Below are 25,595 nucleotides of genomic sequence, written 5' to 3' on the forward strand. Positions count from 1 at the left end.
ACCTTAGTATGTTTTCAAGGTTTACCGGTTGTATTCGCTTTGCTTTATGAAGAAGAATCTGAACGAGAACGCAGCTCAGCTGATTCTTTGTCAGAAGTTTTATCTTTTTCATCTGAATGCGGCATATCCAACATAGATGACTTTAATATGCTGCCGTTGATTGCATCTACACGCTTTACTTGTGTGTCTGTACTGGAAACTACCTCAACATACCAAACCGGTGCATACATGCTTAGTTCTTCTAAGTTTAATGTCCGGTAATAGCTTAAGATCGGTTTCTTAACGGTTGTATCCGCCGATATCTCATTATTTTGATAGAGTATATCAACTGCATTTTTATCTGTGATCAATTCTCGGCTGTCACCTTGAACCGTTACAGGACCAGCATAATTTTGTTCATACGAAATGACTTTTTTATTGCTGTCCAAGTGAAATACGATTTCAGACGTTCCATCAGTGATTGGAATATTATTCGCAATTTGGACGTATACAATTTGCTGATTACTTTTAAGGTAACGGAAAAATTGGTACTCAGATCCAAATAAAACTTGATCGCTTTTGACAAAATCATTTAATTTTTCAATGTCTTTAGAAGTCAAATTTTTGTCTTCTGATAATACGATCGGATTAGAAAGGATACTACTGTAAATAGACCCATTCTCTTCAATTACACCGGTCTGATTACTCAACTGATTATGATTTTCTGCTAGCAATTCATTCGTTTCTGCTTGAATATAAGGAACTTTGTTCTTTTCATTTTGGAAAACAGGTAATTTAATATTCGATTTATTCATTTCATCAACAAAATTAAGTTCTGAATTGGAACTATTTTGATAAAAATCATTGTAATTTTTGTCAAAATAAGTCGACAAGAGGAAGATGTTCAGTGCCAGAAAGGTTAAAACAAGTATGGTTTCAATTCGTTTAAAATCCATAATCTAATCCCCTCCGTTCTGGATCAAATCTTGCAAACTGGTCCAATTGCCATTCTTATAAATATACCAGCTCGGTTCTAAATTAATGACCCGGTCAGATTCCGAACTATTAGTCCATGTATACCCTATCTTAATATCATCAATTTTTTCAATCGCATAACCATAATTGATCAAAGTATCCAATAATTCATCACCGCTTAGCAATTCTTTTTCTTTGCCTTCATCAGAAATGGGTGTTTGAGCCACAACTAACGGTACTTGCAACTGTGACAACCCTTCTCTGACAACCGTAATATAGGTCGCGCCATATCCAGTTAGACTAAAAACTGGGAAACCTTCAATATAGCGACGATAAGTGACTTCATTACTTTGATGATTGTAATCAAAGTAATGAATTTCGTCTGACCAATTTTCAAACCTCATTAGTTCATTAAAGGAATCCATTAGTGTTCTTGTCAACGATAGGGTGTCACCAGAATTTCGATTGCGGTAATAATTCAAGATATTGGTTTTTTCATTTACCCGCATTTCACTAATGTAATCAATGTACTGTACCGCATTTTCGCTTCGATTTTCTCTTACTTCTGAAGTATCGTCAAACAACCGTTCAATAAACAAGCTGTTCGGCTGTCTTTCAACCATATAAGTCAAGTAAGGCAGCTTCAATGAAGAAAGAGGCAAATAAATCATCTTGTCGGCAACTTTTATAGTCGTTACTGGACGATAAGTCACGTCTTTCCGATGGATACTTTCTGATAATTGAATTTGATCAACGTTTTCCAATGTACTTGTATACAGTAATTTAGTTTCTGTATTATAAAAGTAAAGCGTATCTGGATCAGATTGGGATAAATAAACTCGGTCAAACGTCTGGTCTTGGTATTCTCCTGGCAAGTTAGCAAATAAATTGCTCAACACCCCAAAAGGAATACTTTCAAAATACAGCAACTCAATTTCATTGCCTGAATGATTTAATTCGGCTTGGTATTCATCAGGTGTTAATTTGATTGGGTCATCCAAGCTGTCCAGCTTCCAACTATTAAAAGCTTTCGTAAAAGCTGATAAAACATCTCTGTTTGTCGTGATTTCTGCTGTGTCAGATTCGTGTAAAACAACTTGAGAAGGACCAAACACGCGAGCAAGCTGTCTGGAAATCGTAACAGAGGACGTCTTTTTTTGATCGCTGCTGGTTTGTTCCCCATATTGTCCCGGCATCGTCCAAATAGCCCAAGTCAGAAATAGGCTGAGGACGATAAGCAATATCATTAACGGTCTAATAAACTTGGACCACTTCATTCCCAATCATCCTCCTCATAAGGGATATAAGGTAATAGAACATAAAACGTCGTACCTTTTCCTTCACTACTGTTTGCCCATATTTTTCCGCCATGACGTTGAACGACTTCCTTGGAAATAGCTAATCCTAATCCAGTTCCTCCCATCGAACGAGCACGTGCTTTTTCAACCCGATAAAAACGGTCAAATACATGAGGCAGATCTTTTTTAGGGATCCCCATTCCTTGATCGGAGATACTGATCACGACATTATCATGAGTTTCTCTTAAACTACACGTGATGGTGCCGCCGTCAGGAGAATATTTGATGGCATTATTCATAATATTATCAAATACCTGCATCATTTTATCTGTATCTATTTCAGCCCAGATTTGTCGATTCGTGATCTCTCGTTTAATGAAGAAGGTTTTCTTCGGTTGATCAGAAGATTGGATCATCATATCAAAACGATTTAATACATGGTTAAACAATTCATTGATATTAACATACTCCATATCCAATGCATTATTTCCCGCGTCCATTCTGGATAAGTTTAATAAATCAGAAATCATCCGAATCATTCGATCTGTTTCTTCTTGAGTGACCTGTAAAAAGTTCGGTGCAATTTCCGGATCTTTCCAAGCTCCGTCAATCAATGCTTCCAAATAACTCCGCATACTAGTCAACGGTGTTCTTAACTCATGGGAAACGTTGGAAACAAAATCTCTTCGTTCACGTTCAATTTTTTCTTGCTCGGTCACATCATGTAAGACACAGACAATTCCGCTGATAAAGCCGGTTTCTCTTTGGATCAAAGAAAACCCGCCATGCAGAATCAACGGTGTTTCAGGAGTTGAAAAATCAAAAGACAATTCTTGCTCCGTTTTTAATAATTTTCGTAACGTAAATTCATTTTCTTTTTTAAGCACCTTTAAAATAGATTGTCCGATGGCTTCTTCTTGAGAAGTATTCAACATTTCCATCGCCATTTCATTAATGATCACAATTTTCCCTCTGCGATCCGTCGCAATAACGCCATCTGTCATATGCGTTAACACACTATTTAGTCTTCTTCTTTCTGCTTCAGTTGATTCTTGCGCTTCCTCAACTTTAATAGACAGGTCATTGATTGCCAGTGACAACTGCCCTAACTCATCTTCTCCATAAATTTTTACTTGACCTGAATAATTTCCTCCTGCCATTTGAATGGCTTGATGGGTCATTTCTGTAATGGGTTTTGTAATAGCACGTGAAATAAATAAGGCTAATAGGATTGTCAGACCAACGGCTAACAGTGAAGCATTTAAAAAGATGACTGTAATTTCTTCTATCTGCTGATAAACACTCTCAATATTGGTTTTTAGTGAAATAACGCCTAATACTTCATTAGACCCATCATTCGCTATAATTGGAGAAACCAACTTCCAGATGCGGTCGTTGGTTGTTTTGTCGGTATATTGATTTGTGATTTTACTACTCAATAGTAACGCTTGGTGAACGTCGCGGTCATTAGAATTTCCGCCGACAATCGATTGGTTTGTACTGTCGCTTGTTCCTAAAATATGGTGTTGAGGATTAATGACTTGAGCTTCCAACACACCATTTCCTGAAAAGTCTGCTAAGAGTCTGCTGATTTCTTCAGTTAGGTTCTGATCTTCATCATTTTCCAATAAAGGCTGCAGTGTGTTATCCAAAAAGCCAACTTGAAGACGTCGTTCTTCTTGGAAATTATCAACTAATTGGGTTTCTAGCTGACGGATAAAATAAGCTCCAATTAATTCAAGTGCAACCAATAATAAAATAATAAAAACAAATACGATTTTAAAATCAATAGATTGAAAAAAACCGATTTTTTTCTTCATAAACGATTACTCCTGTTCAGGATTTCTTAGATAATACCCCACGCCTCGTCTAGTGACCAGCCACGCTGGGTGACTTGGGCTATCCTCAATCTTTTCTCTTAATCTTCTGACAGTGACATCAACTGTCCGAACATCTCCAAAATAGTCATATCCCCAAACCGTTTGCAACAAGTGTTCTCTCGTCATCACTTGTCCTAAATGTCTAGCCAGATAATGCAACAATTCAAATTCACGGTGTGTCAATTCGATTGTTTCGCCTCTTTTAGATACAATATAAGCATCCGGATGTACAGTTAACGCACCGATCTCAATATCATTTGTTTCTTCTTCTTCAACTGCTGCTGGTTTTGCATTGCCATGGCGTCGTAAATTTGCTTTTACCCGTGCCACTAATTCACGGTTTGAAAAAGGTTTTGTGACATAGTCATCTGCACCTAATTCTAAACCAAGAACTTTATCGATTTCTGAATCTTTCGCTGTTACCATAATGATCGGCATATCATGTGTTTTTCTTATTTCACGACACACTTCTAATCCGTCAATTTTAGGCAGCATCAAATCCAATACAATTAAATCCGGTTCAACTTCTTCAACTTTTTCTAAGGCCTCTTCACCATCATAAGCGGTATAAACGTCATACCCTTCTTTTGTTAAATTAAATTTCACAATATCTGAAATTGGTTTTTCGTCGTCCACTACTAGTATCTTTTTCAATGTAAACCCTCCTTGGAGTTTCAAACTTTCAGACAAGAGGACACAATCATTCCACTTTATCCTTCATTATACCTAACCGTTGAAAAAAGTGCAAAAAAATTAGAATATCGGTTTGTGTCAAGTTTTTCTCGAGCGTCCTATTACTCCACTAGTTTAGGCACTCTACTTTTGTACACTCATCAGCTACCGCACGGCTCCGCCGCTTGCTGGCCCATCTTTTGGAAGAACGTTCCTAAAACCAGGAACCTTCTCCCAAAAGACAGGAATTAACGAAAACTTTTAATTAATTGTCCTATTGCCGATGAACGAGAGGCATACAAGGGAATGGTCCCATTCTTTGCCCCGATTGACTGCCGTGTTTTCTCATGCAATAACGACGCTAAACGAACCGGTTGGTTCAGCTTGCGTTGTTGTCTCGCACTTCTATTTTGTTGGTGAAGGTAGGCTTCACGCAAGGTGTGATTGAACATCCCTTGTTTTACCTTTACCATAGCTTCGCAACCTTCTGCGCTCCAATGCATCCCACGTTTTTTCATGCGAAAAGAGATGTGTCGTTGATTCGACTCCATTGCGCCTAAACCTCTTGCATCCTCTGGTGCTTGTTCTACTTTTTCGCGCCAATCGAAAATTCGATCCCAGTTTCGTACTACATAGGTTCTAAATGTATTCAGTTTTTCCACTGCTGAAGTTTCGTCTAACGTACTTTCATACGTATCTAACCAAATAGTTAAATGATCTAAATCATGCGTCTTTAATGCTTGCTTGACCTGCTGTTTAAAAACGTTAGTTTTCACGCCAAATGCACGATTCAACCCTTGAAAAACATGATAAGAGTCTAGCTGATTGAGAACGGGATAATTCGATTGAGAAAAAGCTTCTTGGAATCTATCTGCAGTATAGCCTTGTCCACCGTCACTATTGGTAATGACTTGGGCTTGTTGTAAGGCATAATGATTCGCTGTAAAGGCTTGGACCTCTGCCCAAAAACCAGCGGTTTTTTTAGTCGTCATAATGGCTTTAGGTTCCTTTAAAGAAACGCGTTTTCCGTTTTTATTCCATCCTTCGTAAAGAATGGCATGACGAACTTCTAAGCTTTTTTTCTTTTCTGTTCCACGCACAAAAACACCATCCGCTTCGGCATAGAAATAGTCCACTTTTTTCCCTTCTGGCAATTCAGCTGCTTCTTCTAGCTCCAATACGCTTTCTTCATCTTCACGTGCTTGTGCGGATCCAACGCGTTTAAGAAGACTGCCAACTGTTTGGTGGCTGATCGTGACAGCCGTCCATTCATTTAGCATAGTTGCAGTATCTCGATAAGTAGCTTTACTCGCCAACTCAGCCACTTTTACTTCTACTAATGGACTATGACGCTGATATTTCCGAATGCCTAACCACTCATCTAGTGGATAATGATTCTGATCCGTGTGATCTACCATTAAGGTACGATAGTACCGAACGGGACCGAAACTAAATTGGACCGTTTTCCAATCTTCTCGTTTCACTTTCCAACCTTCAAGTTGTTTCTCCTCTTTGATCACTTGATTGATATGAGTGAAGACATCTCCTACTAATTCAGAAAATACTTCATACATATAAACTTGAATAGCTTCTTCTGTCTCTATTAAGTTACTTGAATCCTTTATTATTTGGTAAACCTTTGATATAATCTTATTCATAAGAAGGCCTCTTTCATTTATGTATTTGCCGCTCAAGCATACATTTATGATAGAACGCCTTCTTTCTTTTTGCTAGTAAAAAATGATAGTATCTCGAGAACTATTTTACACATACAGAATATCGCTTTCTTCCTCTCATTAACAAATTAAGAAAATAAACCTGAAAAATATTTTTCAGGCTTCTGCTTCTATATTCTTTATTTTTCTTTTGATTTAAAAACCGTTAAAGCCAAAGTTTTTCCAGCCACCGCATGTTCTTCTTTGTTTAATTCATAATGGTAAAGATCGCTGCTGCCATTTATCACGACTACAGAAATGGTTAATTCACACCCGCGGCTAATTAAATAATCACGGTCCATTTGAACTAACGGCTCTCCTTGTTTTATCAGCATGCCTCTTCTTAAAGAACTCGTAAAGCCTTCTCCTCTTAAAGTAACTGTATCTAATCCAACATGGATCAGTACTTCTATCCCTTCTTCTGTCAGAATACCATATGCATGCAGTGTATCGGCGACCTGAAATAACTGTCCAGTGACAGGGGCAAGCACAATTTCCGAAGTCGGCTCCATAGCAAAGCCGTCTCCCATCATTTTTTCAGAGAAAACGGGATCCGCTACATCCTCGATTGCTATGACTTCTCCATCTGTAACAGAGAATAATTCTATTTTTATTTCCTTTTTTTTATTCATTTGGTCTGCATGGGCACCCAATTTAACCATCCTCTCAGTTCTCCTCGTTTATCTTTTTTAATAAAACGTCCTTTTCGTTCAGTTATCCTTTATTGTAACGGATAAATTCCATTTTGACTACAAGTTCAAAAAAACAGTTTTTCTAATTTTAGTAAGGAGAATCCGATTACATATTGTTTGGTTATTCATACATTTAGTGGTATTCTAAAGACAATAAAGAGTGTTTTACTATAGAAAGGGGCGTGAAACTATATGTCAGGTGGCATCATTGCAATAATCATTGCTGTTTTAGCCTTGATCGCATTGATTGTTTTTGGAATAATGATCGGTAAAAAAGTTTCTAGCTTAATGAAAGAAATTGACAACACTTCAAAGACGGTTCAAAATAAACTAAATTTTTTCACTAAAGAAGCAGATGCGATCAAGCTTAAAATAGACCAGATGACGCAAAAAGTAAATGGTATGACGGCAGAAATGAACGGTAAGACGAAAAATTTTGAGTACTTATCTGAGTCAACAGCTGATTTCCAAAATGCTCTTGATGAATTAAAACAAGCTGTGATGGATTTGTTTACTCAATTCTTTAGTTTTTCACATAAAAAATCGAGTTCAGAAGCGTCAACTTTTACTGTTCTAAAGAAAACCGTTCAAAAATTAGCACAGAAACAAAAAGCAGTTTGATTTAGTTGATTGGATACAAATAAAAAAACAGTTTCATTAAAGGAGATTACTACTATGTCAAAAAATAATTTTATGTGTACATTGCTTGTTGGAGCAGCTTCTGCCGCTACAGCGTTACTATTAGCTCCAAAGTCAGGCAGAGAATTACGTGAAGACCTTAAAGATGAAGCTCTTTCTTTAAAAAAACAAGCAATGGATAAAGTCAGCAACTATATGGATGAAATAAAAGAAACTTATCGTGAAGTCGAAGAAGAAGTTAATTACACAAATCCTGATTTAGCAGAAACTATTGATAATATTGAGTCTGACTTAAATACAAAACAAGCAACTCCAGAAAACAATGACGTTATTCTTCATTCTAGTCAAGTTCAAACTTCTATGCCTTCTGAAACAAGTGGAGAATATCCGCCGCTTGAAGATCTAGAGTCACCGGTTGATTTAAAAATCCAAGACAAACGCGGACAACTGTAATAAAAAAATTTAGCTAAGTTCAAATTTTTAAGAACACCCTCTTACGTATGGAACATTCATCCATACGTAAGAGGGTGTTCTTTTAATCTTATTCTTTATCATTCAGAAGATTATTGTTCAATCTCAACTTTAACTATACTCATTCCCGGAATCTGTGGTGGAAGAGACATGGTAACAGGAAAATTTTCCTGCAAGGTCACATCAACTTGAGCGTTTTCTTTGATTTCTTCTATTGTTACCGGTTTCTCAGTTTGTTTATCGATCAAAGGAGTATCTTCACTCACTAATAAAATAACTTCATCATATGTTGGCAAATCAGCAGCTGAAGCATTTGGAACAAAATTTTCAATAAACAGGCGCTTACTTTCTTTCGATTCCGTTTCTTTTACAACACCATGGTATAACACTGTCTCTTTCTCCTTTTCTGGTACATATTCTGATACTGATTCGCTAGTTGAAGAAAAACTAGCACTGTCTTTTTTAGGTTCCGTTAAGCCGTTTGAAGAGCAGCCTACCAATAAAAATCCAGATAATATGATTAAAACAGGTAAGGTTTTCATTTTTTCTCCCTTTCTTTATTGTTGGATTGGAAGATCTCTTAGCTTCAATCTTTATCGTCTTTCAGCCACACCGAAATTGAACCGGGACTCACTAAAAATCGTCCTATTCCTTGGTCATCAATAGTGACTGTTTCTTCATTATTCCCTAGATAGTCGTTAAAGCTTTGACCCGCGTATTTTTCACCGACGTACATTTCTTTATACCCAGCTTCTCCATTAGAAATTACAACGGCACACCCATCTGGATGAGCTTCATTTCCTAAACGGGTCCAGCCAATACAATTAGGGTGATCTAAGTAATCCTTTTGTTCTCCATAAGCATAATGAGTACGAACATAAAGCAGCGAGTCGATTATCTCTTTTTGAGGTTCTATCGGATTTTCTCCTTTGATACCATAATAATCGCCATAAAATACACAAGGATACCCTTTTTCTCGTAATAAAATAGCACCATAAGCCATTGGTTTGAACCAAGGCTCAACATAAGACTCTAAGGATTGTCCAGGTTGTGAATCATGGTTATCTACAAATGTTACCGCGTAAGAAGCATTCTTTTTCATTAAAGTAGCATCAAACAATTGGCACAAGTCATACTCGTCTCCTGATTTTGATGCTTGTTCTAGATTGGTATGCAATCCGACATCAACTAAGCCTAAATTAAAATTTTGATCTTCTAAATACCCTTCAACTTCACTGTAATCAGCATCCCAATATTCTCCTACTACAAAGAATTGTTCTCCAAATGTTTCGCGCATTGTTTCGATCAAGTCATAGATAAAGTCCTCATTGATATGTTTGACAGCATCTAAACGAAACCCGTCGACTCCTGTCTCATTGACAAACCACTCTGCCCATTTTTTTGTTTCTTCAACTACTTCTGGATGAGCATAGTCAATATCAGCATACATTAAGTAATCGTAGTTGCCATGTTCATTATTCACCTTGTCGTCTTCTGCCCAACCTTTATTTTCTCCTTCAATTCGATAAATCGCCTTTTTTCCATTCTCTTGATTGTAATCAATCCCTGAAAAATGCACCCAGGACCATTGGAATGGTGAATACGCTCCATTTCTTCCCGGAAAAGTAAACTTTGTCCATCCTTCGATTTCATATGGATCACTAACCGGTTGATTTCGGTTCTCGGGATCAACTTCTCTAGCCATAAAGCGCTCTGTTTCATCAGCACCTGCTTTATGATTCAATACAATATCTGCATAGACTTGTATATCGTATTTGTGCAATTCGTCTATCGCGGCTTTTAACTCTTCTTTTGTTCCATATTTGGTTCGTACTGTGCCTTTTTGGTCAAATTCTCCCAAATCATAAACATCATAAATACCATATCCGACATCATTTGAGCCGGTTCCTTTAAAACAAGGCGGAATCCAAACACCGGTTATACCAATTTCTTTTAAGTGTTTTGCATCTGCTTTTAATCGTTGCCAATGTTTTCCGTCATCTTCTATATGCCATTCAAAATACTGCATCATTACACCATTTTCAGTCATAGCGCTCTTCCTCTCTACTCTTTCAAATAAACAAAACTACCTTTTTAATTAAGAATACGTCTTGATGTCTTTTTTGGCAATTTTTAAGACATATTCTGTTAACTATTTTTTATCTCTTTTTTTGCACATCAAGTCATATTATTCGACACTTTTAAAAAAAGCTTTATAGTAGAATATATACAAAAAGGAGGGAAAATCATGAAAACATTAGACAGTATTGCTTTAGGACTTTTAATTGTTGGCGGATTAAATTGGCTATTAGTTGGTTTATTCGAGTTTGATCTTGTTGCTACTATTTTTGGCGGGCAAACAGCTATTCTTTCAAAAATCATCTATGTTATTGTCGGACTATGCGCTCTTTATGCTTTAAAATTTTTCCCATTGATTTCGAATGCAGGACGCAGAGAAAGATAATTTTCTTTTTTACATTAGCTGCCAAGTCGCTTTGCTTGAGCAGCTTTTTCTATGCTGCTAATGAAACACCAATTGAATAGCGTTAAAAAATGTACAAATAAAGCTAGTCATTGACTCCTTTATTTGTACATTTATTTGATTTTTCTCTTTTTAATTTAGCTTAATGGCTCATCTGTTACAGAGTGACTGCGCAATTCCTTGGCATCATCTACGATAATCAAAATTTTTCCATCTTCTAATTCGCTTTTATAATCTAAGTCGCTCGCTACATCGTCTGAAACGCCATATTCAGCTAATGGGTTTGCTGCTGGATTGCCTTTTTCATATCGATTAACGGTAAAAGTCTCTTTAATTTTTTCCCAGACTGATTCATCGTCATCTTCCTTAGTTGCATCAGCTGTTGAAACTTTAGCAGCTTTCAAATCTTTTAATTCTGGATTTTTATCTTGTCCTGTCACAACAGTGATTTCATTTGCAGTATATCCTTCAGTTTTAAGCTGGTTGATTGCATTGAGTGTTTCTTGTGCGTTAGTATAGATTCCTTTTACCATTTTACTCACTTTCATCACTCCTGTTTTTCATTTTTTTCTTCTACACTATTTATGGTATCGCTTTTATAATAGGAATACAACTAATACGCTTGCTTCATTGGCTGTTTGATGGACTTTCCATTCTGTTCGAGAGATAGCCGCTATAATAAATTGTGCAGATTATAGATGTATAGATAATAACATTTGGAGACCGCCAATAAACCACCTCCTCATCACACTTGCTGAAAAATCTCTTTTGTACCTGTTACATTTGTGAGATACTACTAAGCGTGACTGAAAATGGAGGGAACAAAATGATTTATATTAAAGAAGCAATTTTACACATTTTTGATTTGAACAGCAATGAACCGATTTTTTCTTTTGCTGGATTAGATCTCACAGAAAAATTTACAATGGATTATCTTCATGCCATGATTGAGAAAGTAGAAGATTCAGACAATATGAAAACCGGGGTGTTAACCGCAGATAACCCTTTAAACCAAACTTTTTCTACTATTCAAGAAGATTTTATTGAAACTACAAAAACGTTAACCGAAAAGTTCTTTTCCATTACAAAAATCAATCCGGAAATACCGGCAGCTGATTTATTATTTGTCTTCTTTACTGTGGATGAAGTACCTTGTCTAGGCCTTTTTAAATTAAATTATTCTGACAGCATAACTCATTATGTTTCATATGAAGAGGATACATTAACGAACCAATTGATTGTGAACCGTTCCATCTTACCAAGCGCTCGTCAAGCGATTCAAGAAGGGATGGTACTGAATTTAACCAACATGGAATACCATGTGATCGAGAAAAAACACCTGATTGATGAATTAGCAGAGAAAGTTTATTATTTTACAGAGTTATTTTTAGAAGATAAGCCTCAGCCAAGCCTCAAAGAGAACATCTCCATCATAAAAAAAGCTGTCCAAAAAACAAGTAAAGCTTTCAATGATGAAGAATTCCAAGTATTGGCCGATACGAAAGAAGCGCTTGTTCATAGTATGACAGAAGAAAATGTCATTGATAACCAAGTGATTGCTGAGACGCTTTATGGCGATAATTATGCAAAAAAAGAAAAGTTTTTTGAAGAAGTAAAAGAATTAGGATATGTAAATCTTGCTTCTGCTGAAGTGGCCGTAGCTGGACCAAAATACTCGAAGCAAAAATTCCGCTTAGATAACGGAATAGAAATCAGTATCCCGCTAGAACTTTATAAAGATCCCGAGGTTGTTGAATTTATTAATAACCCAGATGGAACTACTTCAGTTATGATTAAAAATATTGAAAAAATAAAAAACTTATTTTAATAAGCCATGCGAAATAAGTTCATAGTGAGCCTTCCAGAATATAATGAACAGTACTCTGAATGAATATCGAAAAACTCATTCAAGGTACTATTTTTCTGACTAATGTATAATAAATAAAAGTCTTGTTCAACCATCCAATTCTGCTCCTTAAAACCTACGCTCAGATAAATGTGAATTGCTGATGTAAATAGAATCAATTTTTTAGAAGTCTTTTACTAAAAACCAAACATAAGGGTGGTCGTCAAGATGGAAATAAATCACGAAGAGACACTCAATGCACTTTATAATCTTATCCTCAATCCAGCGACTCGGGAATGGGAACGGTCATTATTACAGTCAACCAAAGATGCCTTAGATGAGGATATAAATTTCGAGGGGCAACTTTCAAAGCTTGAAGCTGATTTGCGTCCACTTGCACTAAGGGAAAATTTAACGCCTGACGTGATGGATTTTTATAACAGCATAACCGGTAATCCTGCTGCCAACGTTCAATTTGATTTCACAAAACACTCCCTCGCTGACTTGACTTATCAAGATTCTGTGAGATTTGCAGGAGGCTGTTTCTGGTGTATGGTAGAGCCTTTTGAAACCCTTAATGGAATTGTTTCCGTATTATCTGGGTACACCGGTGGGCACACAGATCATCCCACTTATGAGCAAGTGATCGGCCGCCACACAGGGCATGCAGAAGCTGTTGAGATTATTTTTGATACAAGGATTATACAATATAAAGAACTAGTCGAGCTTTATTGGCAGCTGACGGATCCCACAGATGAGTTTGGCCAGTTTCAAGATCGAGGTAGTCAATACCGTCCCATTATTTTCGTTCAAAATGAGCAACAACGTCAGATTGCTGAAAAGTCAAAACAACGGTTAATGGAATCTGGTAAATATAAGCGTCCGATTGTAACCACCATTGAGCCAGCAAACGTATTTTGGCCAGCTGAGAACTACCACCAGCAATTTTATAAGAAAAATCGCAAGAGATACAAAAGAATCGGGCGAGCTCGCCAACGCTATTTAGCATACCAACAGTTACAAGGTAAAATCCGTACTAAACTCAACCGGTCTACAAAACATTCTTAATTAAATGTAAATTGGTTAGGTATGTTCATTCAATTTATTTGCAAAAAAACGCAGCTGCTCAATTGAAAAGCGCCTGCGTTTTCCTTTTAATTCAAGACTTGTTCTTGTACATACTCGCGATATAAGCCATGATTCTCTAGCAATTCTTGATGGGTCCCTTGTCCTGTGACTTGACCATTTTCGATAAAATAAATCTGATCAGCGCCCACAATTGTGAACAAACGATGTTCGATCACTAAAGTTGTCCGATATTATCTTTTTTATAATTTTTTTCCTTATACTAAAAAAGTTCAATTAGTTTCTGCAGTTAGTTCTAATAATTAAACAGCTATTGAACTACTCCCACTTACGCGGTCGCTTAGAAGTGGGAGATTCTTGGGAACAAAGTAGACTTAACAGCGGATGTCTTTACTGTCAGAGGTTGCTTTTATGGACCAAGCTATCCCCGCAGTACCTGCGGTTTTGTTTTTTATACAAGTTGTAAGGACCTCAATCCCTCTTGCAGAATGGTAATACTCGCATTGATATCTCGGTCATGAAGTATCCCGCATTCCGGGCAGACCCATGCTCGTATGTTCAAGGGTTTCTTTCCGTCCCGATGGCCACATGCAGAACAGATCTGACTGGAAGGGAACCACCGACTGACTTTAATGACTTTCTTTCCATACCAATCTGCTTTGTAGGTCAATTTTTGTACAAAAGCCGACCACGACACATCGGAAATACTTTTGGCGAGTTTATGGTTCCTTTTCATGCCTTGCACATTCAGGTCTTCGATACAGATGATATCGTGGTTTTTGATGATCTCTGTACTGAGCTTGTTTAAGAAGTCTTCTCGTTGATTGGCAACTTTCTCATGGAGTTTTGCTGTTTTTTGTTTCTGTTTCTGATAGTTTTTGGCTTCCCACAACTCTTTCCCGTCTTTTTTCGCTTGTTCGTATTTTCGGGAGAGTTTCCGTTGTTCCCGCTTCAATTTCTTATCCATCTGAGCAGTAAACCGTTGGTTGTCTCTCTTTTTTCCGGTGGACAAAATGGCAAAATCTGTTATTCCCAGATCAATGCCTACGGCAGAACCCGTCTTGTGAAAGGGATGAATGTCCACTTCGCACAAAAGCGAGACAAAACACTTTCCAGAAGGATTTTTCCGAATAGCAGCTCTCACTATTCTGCCAGCAACTTCTCTGCTTTTCGCAAAACGAATCCATCCTATCTTAGGGAGTTTCAATTGGTTTCCTGAAATAGCGATGTTTCCATTCGTTTGTTTAGTGGTATAAGATTGGACAAGGTTCTTTTTACTTTTGAATCGCGGGTACTTGGTTTGTTTCTTGAAGAAACGCTCGAAGCCATCCGCCAGATGTTCAAGAGAAGACTGAAGCGCAATACTGTCAACTTCTTTCAACCAAAGAGTTTCAGTTTCTTTTTTGAGCCGTGTGAGGAGGGAGGAACACGTACTGTACGATAATCCTTTGCCTGTTTCTTGGTAGGTTTCAGTCCACTGGTGTAAGAAATGATTGAAGACAAAACGAGCACAACCGATCGTCTGGTTGATGGACTGTTGTTGTTTCTTGTTTGGGTAAATCCGGTAGCGATAAGTTTTGTACTTGAACATCTGTTCCCCCTCCTTGTGCTGTTAGTATACTCTAAAAAGAGTCCCACTTCAATAGTAACGCTTACATTTTCAGGTTTATTTTTTATGCCTGAATGGGAACAAAAAACGAGACAACTTGTTGAACAACGTTCAAACGATAGTCATCTCCCCCTTAGAGAAGAGGGAGTCTTCTGTCGGGAAATGATAAAATAGTATACTAGTAAGAATTATGCCAATAGTCAGCTATTTTTAAGCAAAAAAAAGAGAAGAATTGTTTCCAACATGCTTTCGCACTAACAATTCTTCTCCTTATGAACTTGGTTCTTGATGGGCTGTGGGGGGCTCGAACCCTCGACCCGCTGATTAAGAGTCAGCTGCTCTGCCAACTGAGCTAACAACCCTGGCATTTATCATCCTAACTACTTGAATAATTGTAGCACAAAAATGGAACTTTTAGCAAGAGTCCCGTTTAATTTTTTTGAAATCCAGCCTGATAAAATCAACATTTACCAGGCTAATTCTATTAAATCTGCGACCAAACACTTTCCAAAATATTGGTTTGCTCACGGTCAGGTCCAACAGAAAAAGTGGAGATACGTACCCCAACTAATTCTGAGATCCGATGAATGTAGTTCCGCGCATTTTCCGGAAGCTCTTCTAATGTTCGACAGCTTGTAATGTCTTCACTCCAGCCTGGCAGTTCTTCATAAACTGGTGTACATTCAGCCAATTCTTTTAAACTTGCTGGGTAATGAAGAATGTGTTCGCCATTGCGTTCATAGGCCGTACAAATTTTGACTGTTTCCAACCCGCTTAGTACATCAATTGAGTTTAAAGCTAGATTTGTGATACCAGAAACGCGTTTTGAGTGACGCATAACAACCGTATCAAACCAGCCGATCCGGCGTGGACGCCCTGTTGTAGTTCCATATTCTTTACCAATATCACGAATTTGCTGCCCGATTTCATCATGTAATTCTGTCGGAAAAGGGCCATCTCCAACACGAGAGGTATAAGCTTTACAGACGCCGACAACTTTATTGATTTTTGATGGTCCGACACCACTACCAATGGTTACGCCGCCAGCAACAGGATTAGAAGAAGTTACAAACGGATAAGTTCCTTGGTCAATATCCAGCATAACGCCTTGTGCGCCTTCAAATAAAACACGTTTGCCGGCATCTAAAGCATCATTTAGAATAACGGAAGTGTCGCAAACGTATTGTTTGATTTCTTGGCCGTATTGATAATACTCTTCAAATACATCAGTAAACTCAATCGGTTCAGCATCAAACATTTTAGTGAAAATACGGTTTTTTTCTTCTAAATTACTGCGTAAACGTTCTTCAAAGATTTCTTTATCTAATAAATCAGCGATCCGGATCCCTACTCTTGCGGCTTTATCCATATAAGCAGGCCCAATTCCTTTAATGGTTGTGCCAATTTTTTGATCGCCTTTTGCATCTTCTTGTAATTGATCTAATTGGATATGATAAGGCAAAATGACATGTGCCCGATCAGAAATACGAAGGTTGTCTGTACTGATATTGTGTTCATGTAAGTAAGCGAGTTCTTGGATAAGCGATTTAGGGTTAATCACTACCCCATTTCCAATTACGCTGATTTTATCAGTTGCAAATATCCCAGATGGAATCAAATGCAGTTTATAAGTTACACCATTGAATTTAATTGTATGTCCGGCGTTGTCTCCACCTTGATAACGTGCGATAACTTCTGCATTTTCACTTAAAAAATCTGTAATCTTACCTTTTCCTTCATCGCCCCATTGTGTACCTACTACTACTACAGAAGACATATGAACACCTCATTACTGTTTATTTTCTAAAATACTTGTCTAGTTTAGCAGTATTCTTTTAAGGATTCAACAAAAAAGCGAATATTTAATATTTTTATAACTATTTCAAAGCAATAAAACGAACTTTTTTTTGTTTTTTTTTAAAATAAGAGCTAAAAACGAACGATTTCGTTTTTAGCTCTATTTTATCTTTGCGGTACATCATCAGGAAAATAAGCTAATGATGAAAATTTGTTGTATTCTTTAATAAATAACAGTTTTACAGTTCCGCGGGCTCCACTTCTGTTTTTCTCAATAATAACTTCAACGATATTATCTTGCCCAGCCATATCCGCTTCTTCCTCATCATCGCCTTCTTCTCGGTCGTAATAATCATCACGATAAAGAAAAGCTACGATATCAGCATCTTGCTCAATGGAACCAGATTCACGGATATCACTCAATACAGGACGCTTATCTTGTCGTTGTTCAACCCCACGAGACAATTGGGATAAAGCCATAACTGGCACGTCCAGCTCTTTAGCCAGCTTTTTTAACTGTCGTGAAATCTCAGAAACTTCTTGTTGCCGGCTTTCACGGCCAGTTCCTTCAATCAATTGTAGATAATCGATTAGTATCAAACCCAATTCGCCTTTTTCTTGTTTCAAGCGGCGGCATTTAGCACGAATTTCAGCAACACGAATACCCGGAGTATCATCAATATAAATACTAGCTTTAGATAAACTCCCCATCGCCACAATTAAGTTTTGCCATTCTTCTTCAGATAAATTACCTGTCCGCAAATTACTGGCATCAATACTGCCTTCTGCACATAACATCCGATTGACCAAAGATTCAGCACCCATTTCCAGACTAAAAATGGCCACTGTCTTATCTGTCTTTGTTCCGATATTTTGAGCAATATTTAAAGCAAAGGCCGTTTTACCAACAGCTGGTCTGGCAGCTAAGATAATTAGTTCTTCTTTTTGCAAGCCGGCTGTCATTTTATCCAACGCTTTGTACCCTGTTGGCAGTCCGGTAATTTCTTCATCGTTTTGATACAATTCATCAATTCTGGCAATAGAGGTATTCAATACTTCTGAAATAGATAAAAAACCGCTTCTGCTGCGTTTTTCAGATACTTCAAGTATACTGCGCTCAGCTTCATCTAAAATCGCTGCTAGCTCGTCTCCTTCTTCATATCCTTTAGTCACAATTTCAGTAGCTGTTCGAATCAAATTGCGTAAAATAGATTTCTGTTCAACTATCTTAGCGTAATGCTCCATATTGGCTGCAGTTGGTACGGTCACAGCCAGTTCAGCTAAATAAGCCATTCCACCTACATCTTCCAGTTGGTTTTTAGACTCTAACGCATTTGTGATGGTAACAATATCAATCGCTTCATTGTTATTATTTAAATCTAACATCGTTTGGAAAATCAATTGATGTCCTCGGCGATAAAAATCTTTTGCTTCAATAAATTCTAATGCACCGACCACTGTGTCCGGATCTAAGAAAACCGACCCGAGTACAGCTTGCTCCGCTTCAATACTTTGAGGTGGTAGGCGGTCTTGAAAAGCTTCATTTGCCAAATTTCCTCTTCCTTTCAACAGTCTGGTTTCTTTTGATTAAAATCTTTAAATCAACGTTCTTATTTTACCTCAAAAATAGTGGGAATACAATGCAACAACAGGAACGTGCGTTCTTTTTTTACTGATTGTTGGTTTACTTCAGATAGAAAAAAGTCCAGTCAGAGTTTTCTGACTGAACTTTTTTCTATTGTATCACCTATTTTTATCTTACCTATTCCGGCAAAACATTTACCGTCATTGTGGCAACTACTTCTGGGTGTACTTTAACGTCTAATTTCATGGAAGTGACTGTCCGAATTGGCACATTTAATTCGATTTTACGCTTGTCCAATTTAATACCCAATTGTTTTTGGGCAGCAGCAGCAATTTGCTTTGTTGTAATTGATCCAAATAACCGACCATCTTCAGCAGCTTTTGCTTTAATCACAATGGCATTAGCTTCTTTCTCTAAAAGTGCTTTTAGTTCTTCTGCTTCTTGTTTGATTTCTGCTTGTTGTTTTTCTTCTGCCTTTACTTTTCCTTTTAATTCACTCAAACTGCCGGATGTTGCTTCTTTAGCTAAACCATTTTTAATTAAAAAGTTGTGTGCGTATCCATCAGCAACATTTTTTACATCGCCTTTTTTACCTTTACCTTTTACATCTTCTAAAAATATAACTTTCATTCTTTTTCCTCCTCTTCTTGATTTACTACTACAGCACGCAGCATCTCTTTTGCTTCTGCAACCGTACGATCCTCTATTTGAGTGGCTGCATTAGATAAGTGACCGCCGCCGCCAAGTTTTTCCATGATTACTTGGACATTGATCTCGCCTAAACTGCGTGCACTGATTCCTATACGGTTATCGGAACGTTTCGTGATCACAAAAGCTGCATCCACATTCGTCATATTCAGCATAGTATCTGCTGTTTGTGCTGCTACTACTGTATCATAAACCTGATCTTCTTCACCAGTTGCTACGGCCATAGAATCGCTGATAAATTCAATTGTTTCAATCAAATGGCTGCGAAGCAAATACGTATCTGTATCTTCTTTTAACAGTCGTTGAATTAAAACAGCATCCGCTCCACATGACCTCAAATAACTCGCTGCATCAAATGTTCGTGTTCCTGTCCGCAAAGAAAAACTTTTTGTGTCTACGATGATGCCGCCCAACATAGCAGTCGCTTCAATTTTATTGATTGGGTTTCCATCATTAGGCTGATATTCAAATAATTCTGTAACTAATTCTGCAGTTGAAGAAGCATAGGGTTCTATATAGACTAAGACAGGTTTTTCCGGAAACTCCTCACTACGGCGATGATGATCAATAACCACCACGTTGTTAATCTCTTCTACTAGATCCGGTGCTATTGATAATGATGGACGATGGTGATCGACCATAATCAACAGCGTATTCGCAGTCGTCATTTCTTTAGCTGTTTCCGGTGTGATAATGTAACGGCTAATCGAGTTATCTTTTTCTATTTCATCCACTAGTTGTGAAATATCTTTGCTAAATTCTTCTGGTTCAATAATGATCCAAGCTTCTTTTCCATTCATTTCAGCAATTCTTCGAACACCTAGTGAAGAACCGATGGCATCCATATCCGGGTAACTATGTCCCATAATAAAGATTTGATCTGCTTGTTTCATTAATTCTTGAAGCGCTTGGCTAATGATTCTAGAGCGAACACGCGTTCTTTTCTCCATTGGATTTGTTTTCCCACCATAGTAACGGGGTTCCCCATCTGTCGATTTAACCACCACTTGGTCTCCGCCTCGTCCTAATGCTAAATCTAAGTTACTTTGAGACAGCTTCGCTAACTTACTTAAATCATTGTCTCCATAAGCTAATCCGATGCTAAGCGTTAAAGGAAAGTTTTGTTTAGACGTTCGTTCCCGAATACGATCAATAATGGCAAACTTTTCTTCTTCGATAGTGGCTAAAGACGAGCGGTGCATCATCACAATAAAGCGATCTTCTGCTACCCTTTTTAAATAAACATGGTGTTCCTTTGCCCAGTTGGATAATTCCATTGTAATAAAATTATTTAGACTCGAAACACTTCGGTCATTCATCCCTTGTACAATTTCATCATGATTATCTACGAAGATATTTCCAATCACTATTTTTTCATCTTCGTATTTTTCCTGAATTTGAGCATATTCAGTAATATCCATTAAATACACAACCCGGATATCCTCTTGTACAATGATTTGATAAATATTTCCGCCCCAATGAGCTGTTTTCAAACCTGATGTATTGCTATTCTGAATCAACTCAGCTAGTTCTTTATCGACCTCATTGATTTTCTTGCCTAAAACCTCTTGATATCCCAAATGATTTTGAAGATAAGGGTTAGTCCACTGTACTTCATACTCTTCATTAAACAATAAAATACCAATCGGCATTTTAATGAGAGCTTCTTGTTCTCCTCTCTTAATCCGGTAAGATAAGTCAGCGATGTATTTAGTAGTTTCAACACTAATTTTTTTAGCCATGTCATATAACAAAACGACAGTAACCGCAAAAACGACTGTCAAGATGATACCTAATGCAATATGTGTTAAAAATCCTAATACAATCGTTACTAATTGTAGTAAACCAATACCAACAGCAAACCATTTGAATTTGTCATCATTCAAAAACTTTGGGAGTTTTTCTTGAGACAGTTTCTCCATAATGAGCTCCTTTTTTCATATGTTACTTTTTAAATATCCAGACTCTATTTTACCATGTTTTACTTTGAGATACCAGATGCTTAAATTGTTCCACATGAAACAATTTAGTCGCTTCCCTCTTTCAAAAAGCATATCTAGCTTTTATTCACTTCTTTTAAAAACTATGAAAATAGAAAGAAAAAAAGGACATGATAAATGAAATTACCATGTCCCTTGCTATTCTTTTATTCAGCCGTAACGAATGGTAATAGTCCCATGATACGTGCACGTTTAATTGCAGTAGTTAATTTACGTTGGTTTTTAGCTGAAGTCCCAGTAACACGACGAGGTAAAATTTTACCTCTTTCAGAAATAAATCGTTTTAAAAGATCTAAATCTTTATAATCGATGTATTCGATATGGTTAGCTGCGATATAGTCAACTTTACGGCGTTTGCGTCCGCCTCTACGTTGGATAGCCATTTTTATTCCTCCTTTATACTCTAATTTAAATTAGAACGGTAAATCATCATCTGAAATATCTATCGGTTGGCTACTCTTTTCAAATGGATCAGAGTTTCCAAAATCAGGATATTGAGAATTTTGATTTTGAGGAGCCGATTTTTGTGAGTAATTATTTTGTGTTTGGTTATATGAATGTTGTTGAGAAGTTTTTGCATGGTCAGTATCATCTGAGCCGCGACGTTGGTCACTTGTGGCTTTTGATTCCAACATTGAAAAAGTATCAACAACAACTTCAGTAACGTAAACACGTTGCCCTTGTTGATTATCATAAGAACGCGTTTGAATACGCCCTTCCACACCAACTAATGAACCTTTACGCGTAAAATTAGCTAATGTTTCTGCTGTCTTTCTCCAAGCAACACAGTTAATAAAATCTGCTTCTCTTTCACCTTTTTGGTTTGTAAATTGTCTATTTACTGCCACAGTGAAAGAAGCAACAGCTGTACCATTTGAAGTGTATCTTAAATCCGCATCTTTAGTTAATCTTCCAACTAACACAACTCTATTAATCACATTAATCGCTCCTTCCAAAAATGTTTCACATGAAACAATCTTATTTTTAAGCTTCTACTTTAATAATCATATGACGTAAAATATCATCATTGATCTTAGACAAACGATCGAATTCGTTGATTGCCGCTGCATCTGTAGCAGTTAGTTTTACGATATGGTAAATTCCTTCGTGGAACTTCTTGATTTCGTAAGCTAAACGGCGTTTCGACCAGTCTTTAGATTCAGCGATTTCAGCACCATTATCTTTTAAAATAGTATCAAAACGTTCGATCAAAGTAGCTTTTTCAGCTTCTTCAATATTTGGACGGATAATGTATAAAATTTCATAATTTACTGTTTGGCTCATCTTGACTGTCACCTCCTTATGGACTTTGGCTCATTCATTTGAAAGAGCAAGGAGAGCATTCTATAATAGATTACTCACGTCCATTAAATATACCATATTAATTAATAAAGTTCAATGCTTTTTTCTCAGCAAATTATCCACTAGCTAAACACAAACTATTTCACAGCCATTACTGTATCGAATGCCTTTACCCTTACAGCTTTTCATTCTCAAAGATACTTTTTTAAGAAAGGGTCACTACTCTAATACGTCTACTCTATAAAAAAAGGACCCCAAAAGTTTGGGATCTCTCTTTTTCTTTTATTTTTTATTCTTCAGAATTTTGTTGTTCTTCCTCAAGTTGTTTCTCTGTTTCTGATACTACTTCAACATCTGATTCATGTCCATCTTTAGCTGAAACAATTTCTACATTTGCATCTGGTGCTTCAATCTCAGCTTCTTCAGCATCAACTTTTGCCATTGTAGAAACTATGCCATTGTCTGCTACACGGATTAAACGAACGCCTAGTGTAGCACGACCAGTTTGTGAAATACTGTCTACACTAAAACGAATAATAACGCCTGAGTTGGTAATCAACATGATGTCTTCATCACCTTTGACAGTTGTCAAGCCAGCTAAAGGACCATTTTTTTCAGTGATATTAGCTGTTTTCACGCCTTTACCCCCCCGGCCTTTAACTGCATATTCACTTGCGTTGGTCCGTTTTCCATAACCTTTTTCTGTAATGATCAGCACTTCAGAATCAGCTGTCAACAGATCCATTCCTACGACGTAATCATCGTCGCGTAAGCGAATACCGCGTACGCCGCTTGCACTACGTCCCATATTCCGTACAACCGTTTCTTCAAAGCTGACTGCATAACCTAAATGCGTTCCGATAATGATTGTTTGTTTTCCATCTGTAACCGAAACGGTCATCAACTCATCATCTTCTCGTAAAACAATTGCTCTGATCCCGTTGCTGCGGATATTTGAAAAAGCAGAAATGCTTGTCCGTTTTACGGTTCCTTGACGTGTTGTAAAGAAAAGATAATGATCATCGTCTGCTTTGCCTTTGATGTTGATAACGGCTTGAATCGTCTCTTCAGAATCGATTCCTAACAAGTTGATCACTGGTATCCCTTTTGCAGTCCGTCCATATTCGGGAATTTCATATCCTTTAGAACGGTATACTTTTCCGTTATTTGTAAAGAACAACAAGGTATCATGAGTCGAACAAGAAACCAGCGTTTCAATAAAGTCATCATCATGAACACCCATTCCTTGAACACCGCGTCCGCCTCTTCTTTGCGATTTGAACTCAGAACTTGGAAGACGTTTGATATACCCATTATGTGTTAAGGTGATCACAATTTCTTCTTCTTCGATCAAATCTTCATCTTCAAGGCTCAATACTTCTCCGACTAATAATTCTGTCCGGCGAGCATCGCCAAAACGTTCTTGGATTTCTAGTAATTCTGTTTCAATAATGGAATGGATTCTTTCCGGATTGCTTAAAATATCTGCTAGATCCGTAATCAATGCTATTAAATCGTTGTATTCAGATTCAATTTTTTCGCGTTCTAATCCAGTTAATCGAACCATTCGCATATCCAATATGGCTTGAGCTTGCTTATCAGATAAGCCGTATGTTTCAATCAACGTATTTTTAGCGATTTCTCCCGTTTTAGAACTCCGAATGATCCGAATGATTTCATCGATATGATCTAAAGCGATTCGTAACCCTTCTAAAATATGCGCACGAGCTTCTGCTTTGCGCTTATCGTATTCTGTTCTTCTGCGAATAATATTTTCTTGGTGTTTTAAATATTCTTCTAAAATCGATTTTAAGCTCAATACTTTTGGAATGCCATTCACAATGGCTAACATATTAAAACCAAAGGATGTTTGCAAAGAAGTCAATTTGTATAAATTATTCAAAACAACACTTGCGCTCATATCGCGACGGATGTCAATGACGATCCGCATACCGTCACGGTCTGATTCATCTGCTAGATCGGTAATGCCTTCAATCCGTTTGTCTCTTGCTAAATCTGCAATCCGTTCAACTAAACGAGCTTTATTGACCATATAAGGCAATTCATGAACAATGATTCGTTCTCGGCCGTTTTTAGTCGTTTCGATCTCCACTTTCGCACGGATAATGATTGAACCTCTGCCTGTTTCATAAGCTCGTCTGATTCCTGATTTACCCATCACCAGACCACCAGTTGGAAAATCAGGGCCTGGTAAAGCATCCATCAAGTCGGCTGTTGTGGCTTCTGGATCTTTCATCAAAATGTGCAGAGCTGAAATCACTTCCGTCAAATTATGCGGTGGAATGTTCGTCGCCATCCCTACAGCAATTCCTGTGGCACCATTGACTAGCAAATTGGGAAAACGAGCCGGTAAAACATCCGGTTCAAGTTCCGAACCATCGTAGTTATCATGGTAATCGATTGTATCCTTGTTGATATCACGCAGCATTTCTAAAGCCATTCGGGTCATCCGGGCCTCGGTGTACCGCATAGCTGCGGCTCCATCTCCGTCGACTGAACCAAAGTTGCCGTGTCCATCTACTAATGGATAACGGAAACTAAAGTCTTGAGCCATCCGAACCATGGATTCATAAATGGCACTGTCACCGTGAGGATGGTATTTCCCCATAACGTCCCCAACAATACGCGCTGATTTTTTATGGGCTTTGTCGGGCGTTACGCCTAACTCGCTCATGCCAAACAAAATCCGGCGATGGACTGGTTTTAAACCATCCCGTACATCAGGTAAAGCACGCGCTACAATAACACTCATCGCGTAATCGAGGAATGAGTTCCGCATTTCATAGCTTAAATTGATATTTTCAATGTTTTCTTTAAATTCTTCGGCCATTATTCATT

Annotated in this window: 23 protein-coding genes, 1 tRNA gene and 1 pseudogene; 5 read left to right on the forward strand and 20 right to left on the reverse strand. The window is 37.5% G+C overall.

What is annotated here, in order from left to right:
- Positions 1-44: 44 nt before the first annotated feature.
- The 6 genes from BR87_RS08145 to BR87_RS08170 all read right to left on the reverse strand — a co-directional run bounded on the left by BR87_RS08145 (position 45) and on the right by BR87_RS08170 (position 7,181).
- The gene (locus tag BR87_RS08145) at positions 45-935 is read right to left on the reverse strand and encodes a two-component system regulatory protein YycI (protein ID WP_084683588.1); all 891 of its coding nucleotides are present in this window, start codon (positions 933-935) and stop codon (positions 45-47) included.
- Between the two features lie 3 nt (positions 936-938).
- A complete protein-coding gene (locus BR87_RS08150) occupies positions 939-2,231 on the reverse strand; it encodes a YycH family regulatory protein (RefSeq protein WP_035030821.1) in 1,293 nt (430 codons plus the stop codon).
- The gene (walK, locus tag BR87_RS08155) at positions 2,228-4,072 is read right to left on the reverse strand and encodes a cell wall metabolism sensor histidine kinase WalK (RefSeq protein ID WP_035030824.1); all 1,845 of its coding nucleotides are present in this window, start codon (positions 4,070-4,072) and stop codon (positions 2,228-2,230) included. Before walK ends, BR87_RS08150 begins: the two co-directional genes overlap by 4 nt.
- Before the next feature lie 6 nt (positions 4,073-4,078).
- The gene (yycF, locus tag BR87_RS08160; RefSeq protein WP_035030827.1) at positions 4,079-4,786 is read right to left on the reverse strand and encodes a response regulator YycF; all 708 of its coding nucleotides are present in this window, start codon (positions 4,784-4,786) and stop codon (positions 4,079-4,081) included.
- Between the two features lie 266 nt (positions 4,787-5,052).
- Entirely contained in the window at positions 5,053-6,462 is a 1,410-nt protein-coding gene (locus tag BR87_RS08165; RefSeq protein ID WP_035030830.1) for an ISLre2 family transposase, read from the reverse strand.
- 197 nt (positions 6,463-6,659) lie between these two features.
- Positions 6,660-7,181 (reverse strand): PTS sugar transporter subunit IIA, encoded by a 522-nt coding sequence (locus BR87_RS08170; RefSeq protein WP_051929748.1) that lies wholly within the window; start codon positions 7,179-7,181, stop codon positions 6,660-6,662.
- 222 nt (positions 7,182-7,403) lie between these two features.
- Between BR87_RS08170 and BR87_RS08175 the strand changes: the two genes are divergently transcribed.
- The gene (locus tag BR87_RS08175; protein WP_035030833.1) at positions 7,404-7,832 is read left to right on the forward strand and encodes a DUF948 domain-containing protein; all 429 of its coding nucleotides are present in this window, start codon (positions 7,404-7,406) and stop codon (positions 7,830-7,832) included.
- A gap of 54 nt (positions 7,833-7,886) precedes the next feature.
- Entirely contained in the window at positions 7,887-8,303 is a 417-nt protein-coding gene (locus BR87_RS08180; protein WP_035030837.1) for a YtxH domain-containing protein, read from the forward strand.
- Positions 8,304-8,413: 110 nt separating this feature from the next.
- On the opposite strand, the gene BR87_RS08185 is transcribed toward BR87_RS08180, so the two are convergent.
- Entirely contained in the window at positions 8,414-8,863 is a 450-nt protein-coding gene (locus BR87_RS08185; RefSeq protein WP_035030840.1) for a hypothetical protein, read from the reverse strand.
- Positions 8,864-8,907: 44 nt separating this feature from the next.
- Positions 8,908-10,371 carry an alpha-amylase gene (locus BR87_RS08190; RefSeq protein WP_035030843.1) on the reverse strand — a complete coding sequence of 488 codons (1,464 nt, stop codon included), beginning with the start codon at positions 10,369-10,371 and terminating at the stop codon, positions 8,908-8,910.
- Between the two features lie 198 nt (positions 10,372-10,569).
- Here BR87_RS08190 and BR87_RS08195 point away from each other — a divergent pair, with 198 nt between their 5' ends.
- The gene (locus tag BR87_RS08195; RefSeq protein ID WP_035030846.1) at positions 10,570-10,785 is read left to right on the forward strand and encodes a DUF378 domain-containing protein; all 216 of its coding nucleotides are present in this window, start codon (positions 10,570-10,572) and stop codon (positions 10,783-10,785) included.
- Positions 10,786-10,940: 155 nt separating this feature from the next.
- Here the strand turns inward: BR87_RS08195 and BR87_RS08200 are convergent, their stop codons facing one another.
- Entirely contained in the window at positions 10,941-11,336 is a 396-nt protein-coding gene (locus tag BR87_RS08200; protein ID WP_226799770.1) for a general stress protein, read from the reverse strand.
- A 293-nt stretch (positions 11,337-11,629) separates the two neighbouring features.
- Here BR87_RS08200 and BR87_RS08205 point away from each other — a divergent pair, with 293 nt between their 5' ends.
- Positions 11,630-12,631, forward strand: coding sequence for a nucleoid-associated protein (locus BR87_RS08205; protein ID WP_035030852.1), 1,002 nt, complete (start codon positions 11,630-11,632; stop codon positions 12,629-12,631).
- 246 nt (positions 12,632-12,877) lie between these two features.
- On the forward strand, positions 12,878-13,717 hold the full coding sequence (gene msrA / locus BR87_RS08210; RefSeq protein ID WP_035030854.1) for a peptide-methionine (S)-S-oxide reductase MsrA: 840 nt from the start codon (positions 12,878-12,880) through the stop codon (positions 13,715-13,717).
- A gap of 86 nt (positions 13,718-13,803) precedes the next feature.
- On the opposite strand, the pseudogene BR87_RS13040 reads toward msrA, so the two are convergent.
- The 11 genes and pseudogenes from BR87_RS13040 to gyrA all read right to left on the reverse strand — a co-directional run.
- Positions 13,804-13,965, reverse strand: a pseudogene (locus BR87_RS13040) (multidrug ABC transporter permease); the annotation flags it as partial.
- A 221-nt stretch (positions 13,966-14,186) separates the two neighbouring features.
- On the reverse strand, positions 14,187-15,326 hold the full coding sequence (gene tnpB, locus BR87_RS08215; protein ID WP_035030856.1) for an IS200/IS605 family element RNA-guided endonuclease TnpB: 1,140 nt from the start codon (positions 15,324-15,326) through the stop codon (positions 14,187-14,189).
- Positions 15,327-15,633: 307 nt separating this feature from the next.
- Positions 15,634-15,706: transfer RNA gene (locus BR87_RS08220), tRNA-Lys, on the reverse strand.
- 122 nt (positions 15,707-15,828) lie between these two features.
- Positions 15,829-17,121 carry an adenylosuccinate synthase gene (locus BR87_RS08225; RefSeq protein ID WP_035030858.1) on the reverse strand — a complete coding sequence of 431 codons (1,293 nt, stop codon included), beginning with the start codon at positions 17,119-17,121 and terminating at the stop codon, positions 15,829-15,831.
- Between the two features lie 185 nt (positions 17,122-17,306).
- Positions 17,307-18,692 (reverse strand): replicative DNA helicase, encoded by a 1,386-nt coding sequence (gene dnaB, locus BR87_RS08230; RefSeq protein WP_035030859.1) that lies wholly within the window; start codon positions 18,690-18,692, stop codon positions 17,307-17,309.
- Positions 18,693-18,903: 211 nt separating this feature from the next.
- Positions 18,904-19,356 carry a 50S ribosomal protein L9 gene (gene rplI, locus BR87_RS08235; protein WP_035030861.1) on the reverse strand — a complete coding sequence of 151 codons (453 nt, stop codon included), beginning with the start codon at positions 19,354-19,356 and terminating at the stop codon, positions 18,904-18,906.
- Positions 19,353-21,356: a DHH family phosphoesterase gene (locus tag BR87_RS08240; protein ID WP_035030863.1), complete on the reverse strand. Its 2,004-nt coding sequence runs from the start codon at positions 21,354-21,356 to the stop codon at positions 19,353-19,355. The genes rplI and BR87_RS08240 overlap by 4 nt, the downstream gene beginning before the upstream one ends.
- Positions 21,357-21,580: 224 nt before the next feature.
- Positions 21,581-21,817, reverse strand: coding sequence for a 30S ribosomal protein S18 (gene rpsR / locus BR87_RS08245; RefSeq protein ID WP_035030866.1), 237 nt, complete (start codon positions 21,815-21,817; stop codon positions 21,581-21,583).
- Positions 21,818-21,847: 30 nt separating this feature from the next.
- The gene (gene ssb / locus BR87_RS08250; protein ID WP_035030869.1) at positions 21,848-22,372 is read right to left on the reverse strand and encodes a single-stranded DNA-binding protein; all 525 of its coding nucleotides are present in this window, start codon (positions 22,370-22,372) and stop codon (positions 21,848-21,850) included.
- Between the two features lie 46 nt (positions 22,373-22,418).
- A complete protein-coding gene (gene rpsF, locus BR87_RS08255; RefSeq protein ID WP_035030871.1) occupies positions 22,419-22,718 on the reverse strand; it encodes a 30S ribosomal protein S6 in 300 nt (99 codons plus the stop codon).
- Positions 22,719-23,025: 307 nt separating this feature from the next.
- The gene (gene gyrA, locus BR87_RS08260) at positions 23,026-25,587 is read right to left on the reverse strand and encodes a DNA gyrase subunit A (RefSeq protein ID WP_035030874.1); all 2,562 of its coding nucleotides are present in this window, start codon (positions 25,585-25,587) and stop codon (positions 23,026-23,028) included.
- Between the last annotated feature and the right edge of the window lie 8 nt (positions 25,588-25,595).

The sequence above is a fragment of the Carnobacterium mobile DSM 4848 genome, from assembly GCF_000744825.1.
GTDB lineage: Bacteria > Bacillota > Bacilli > Lactobacillales > Carnobacteriaceae > Carnobacterium_A > Carnobacterium_A mobile.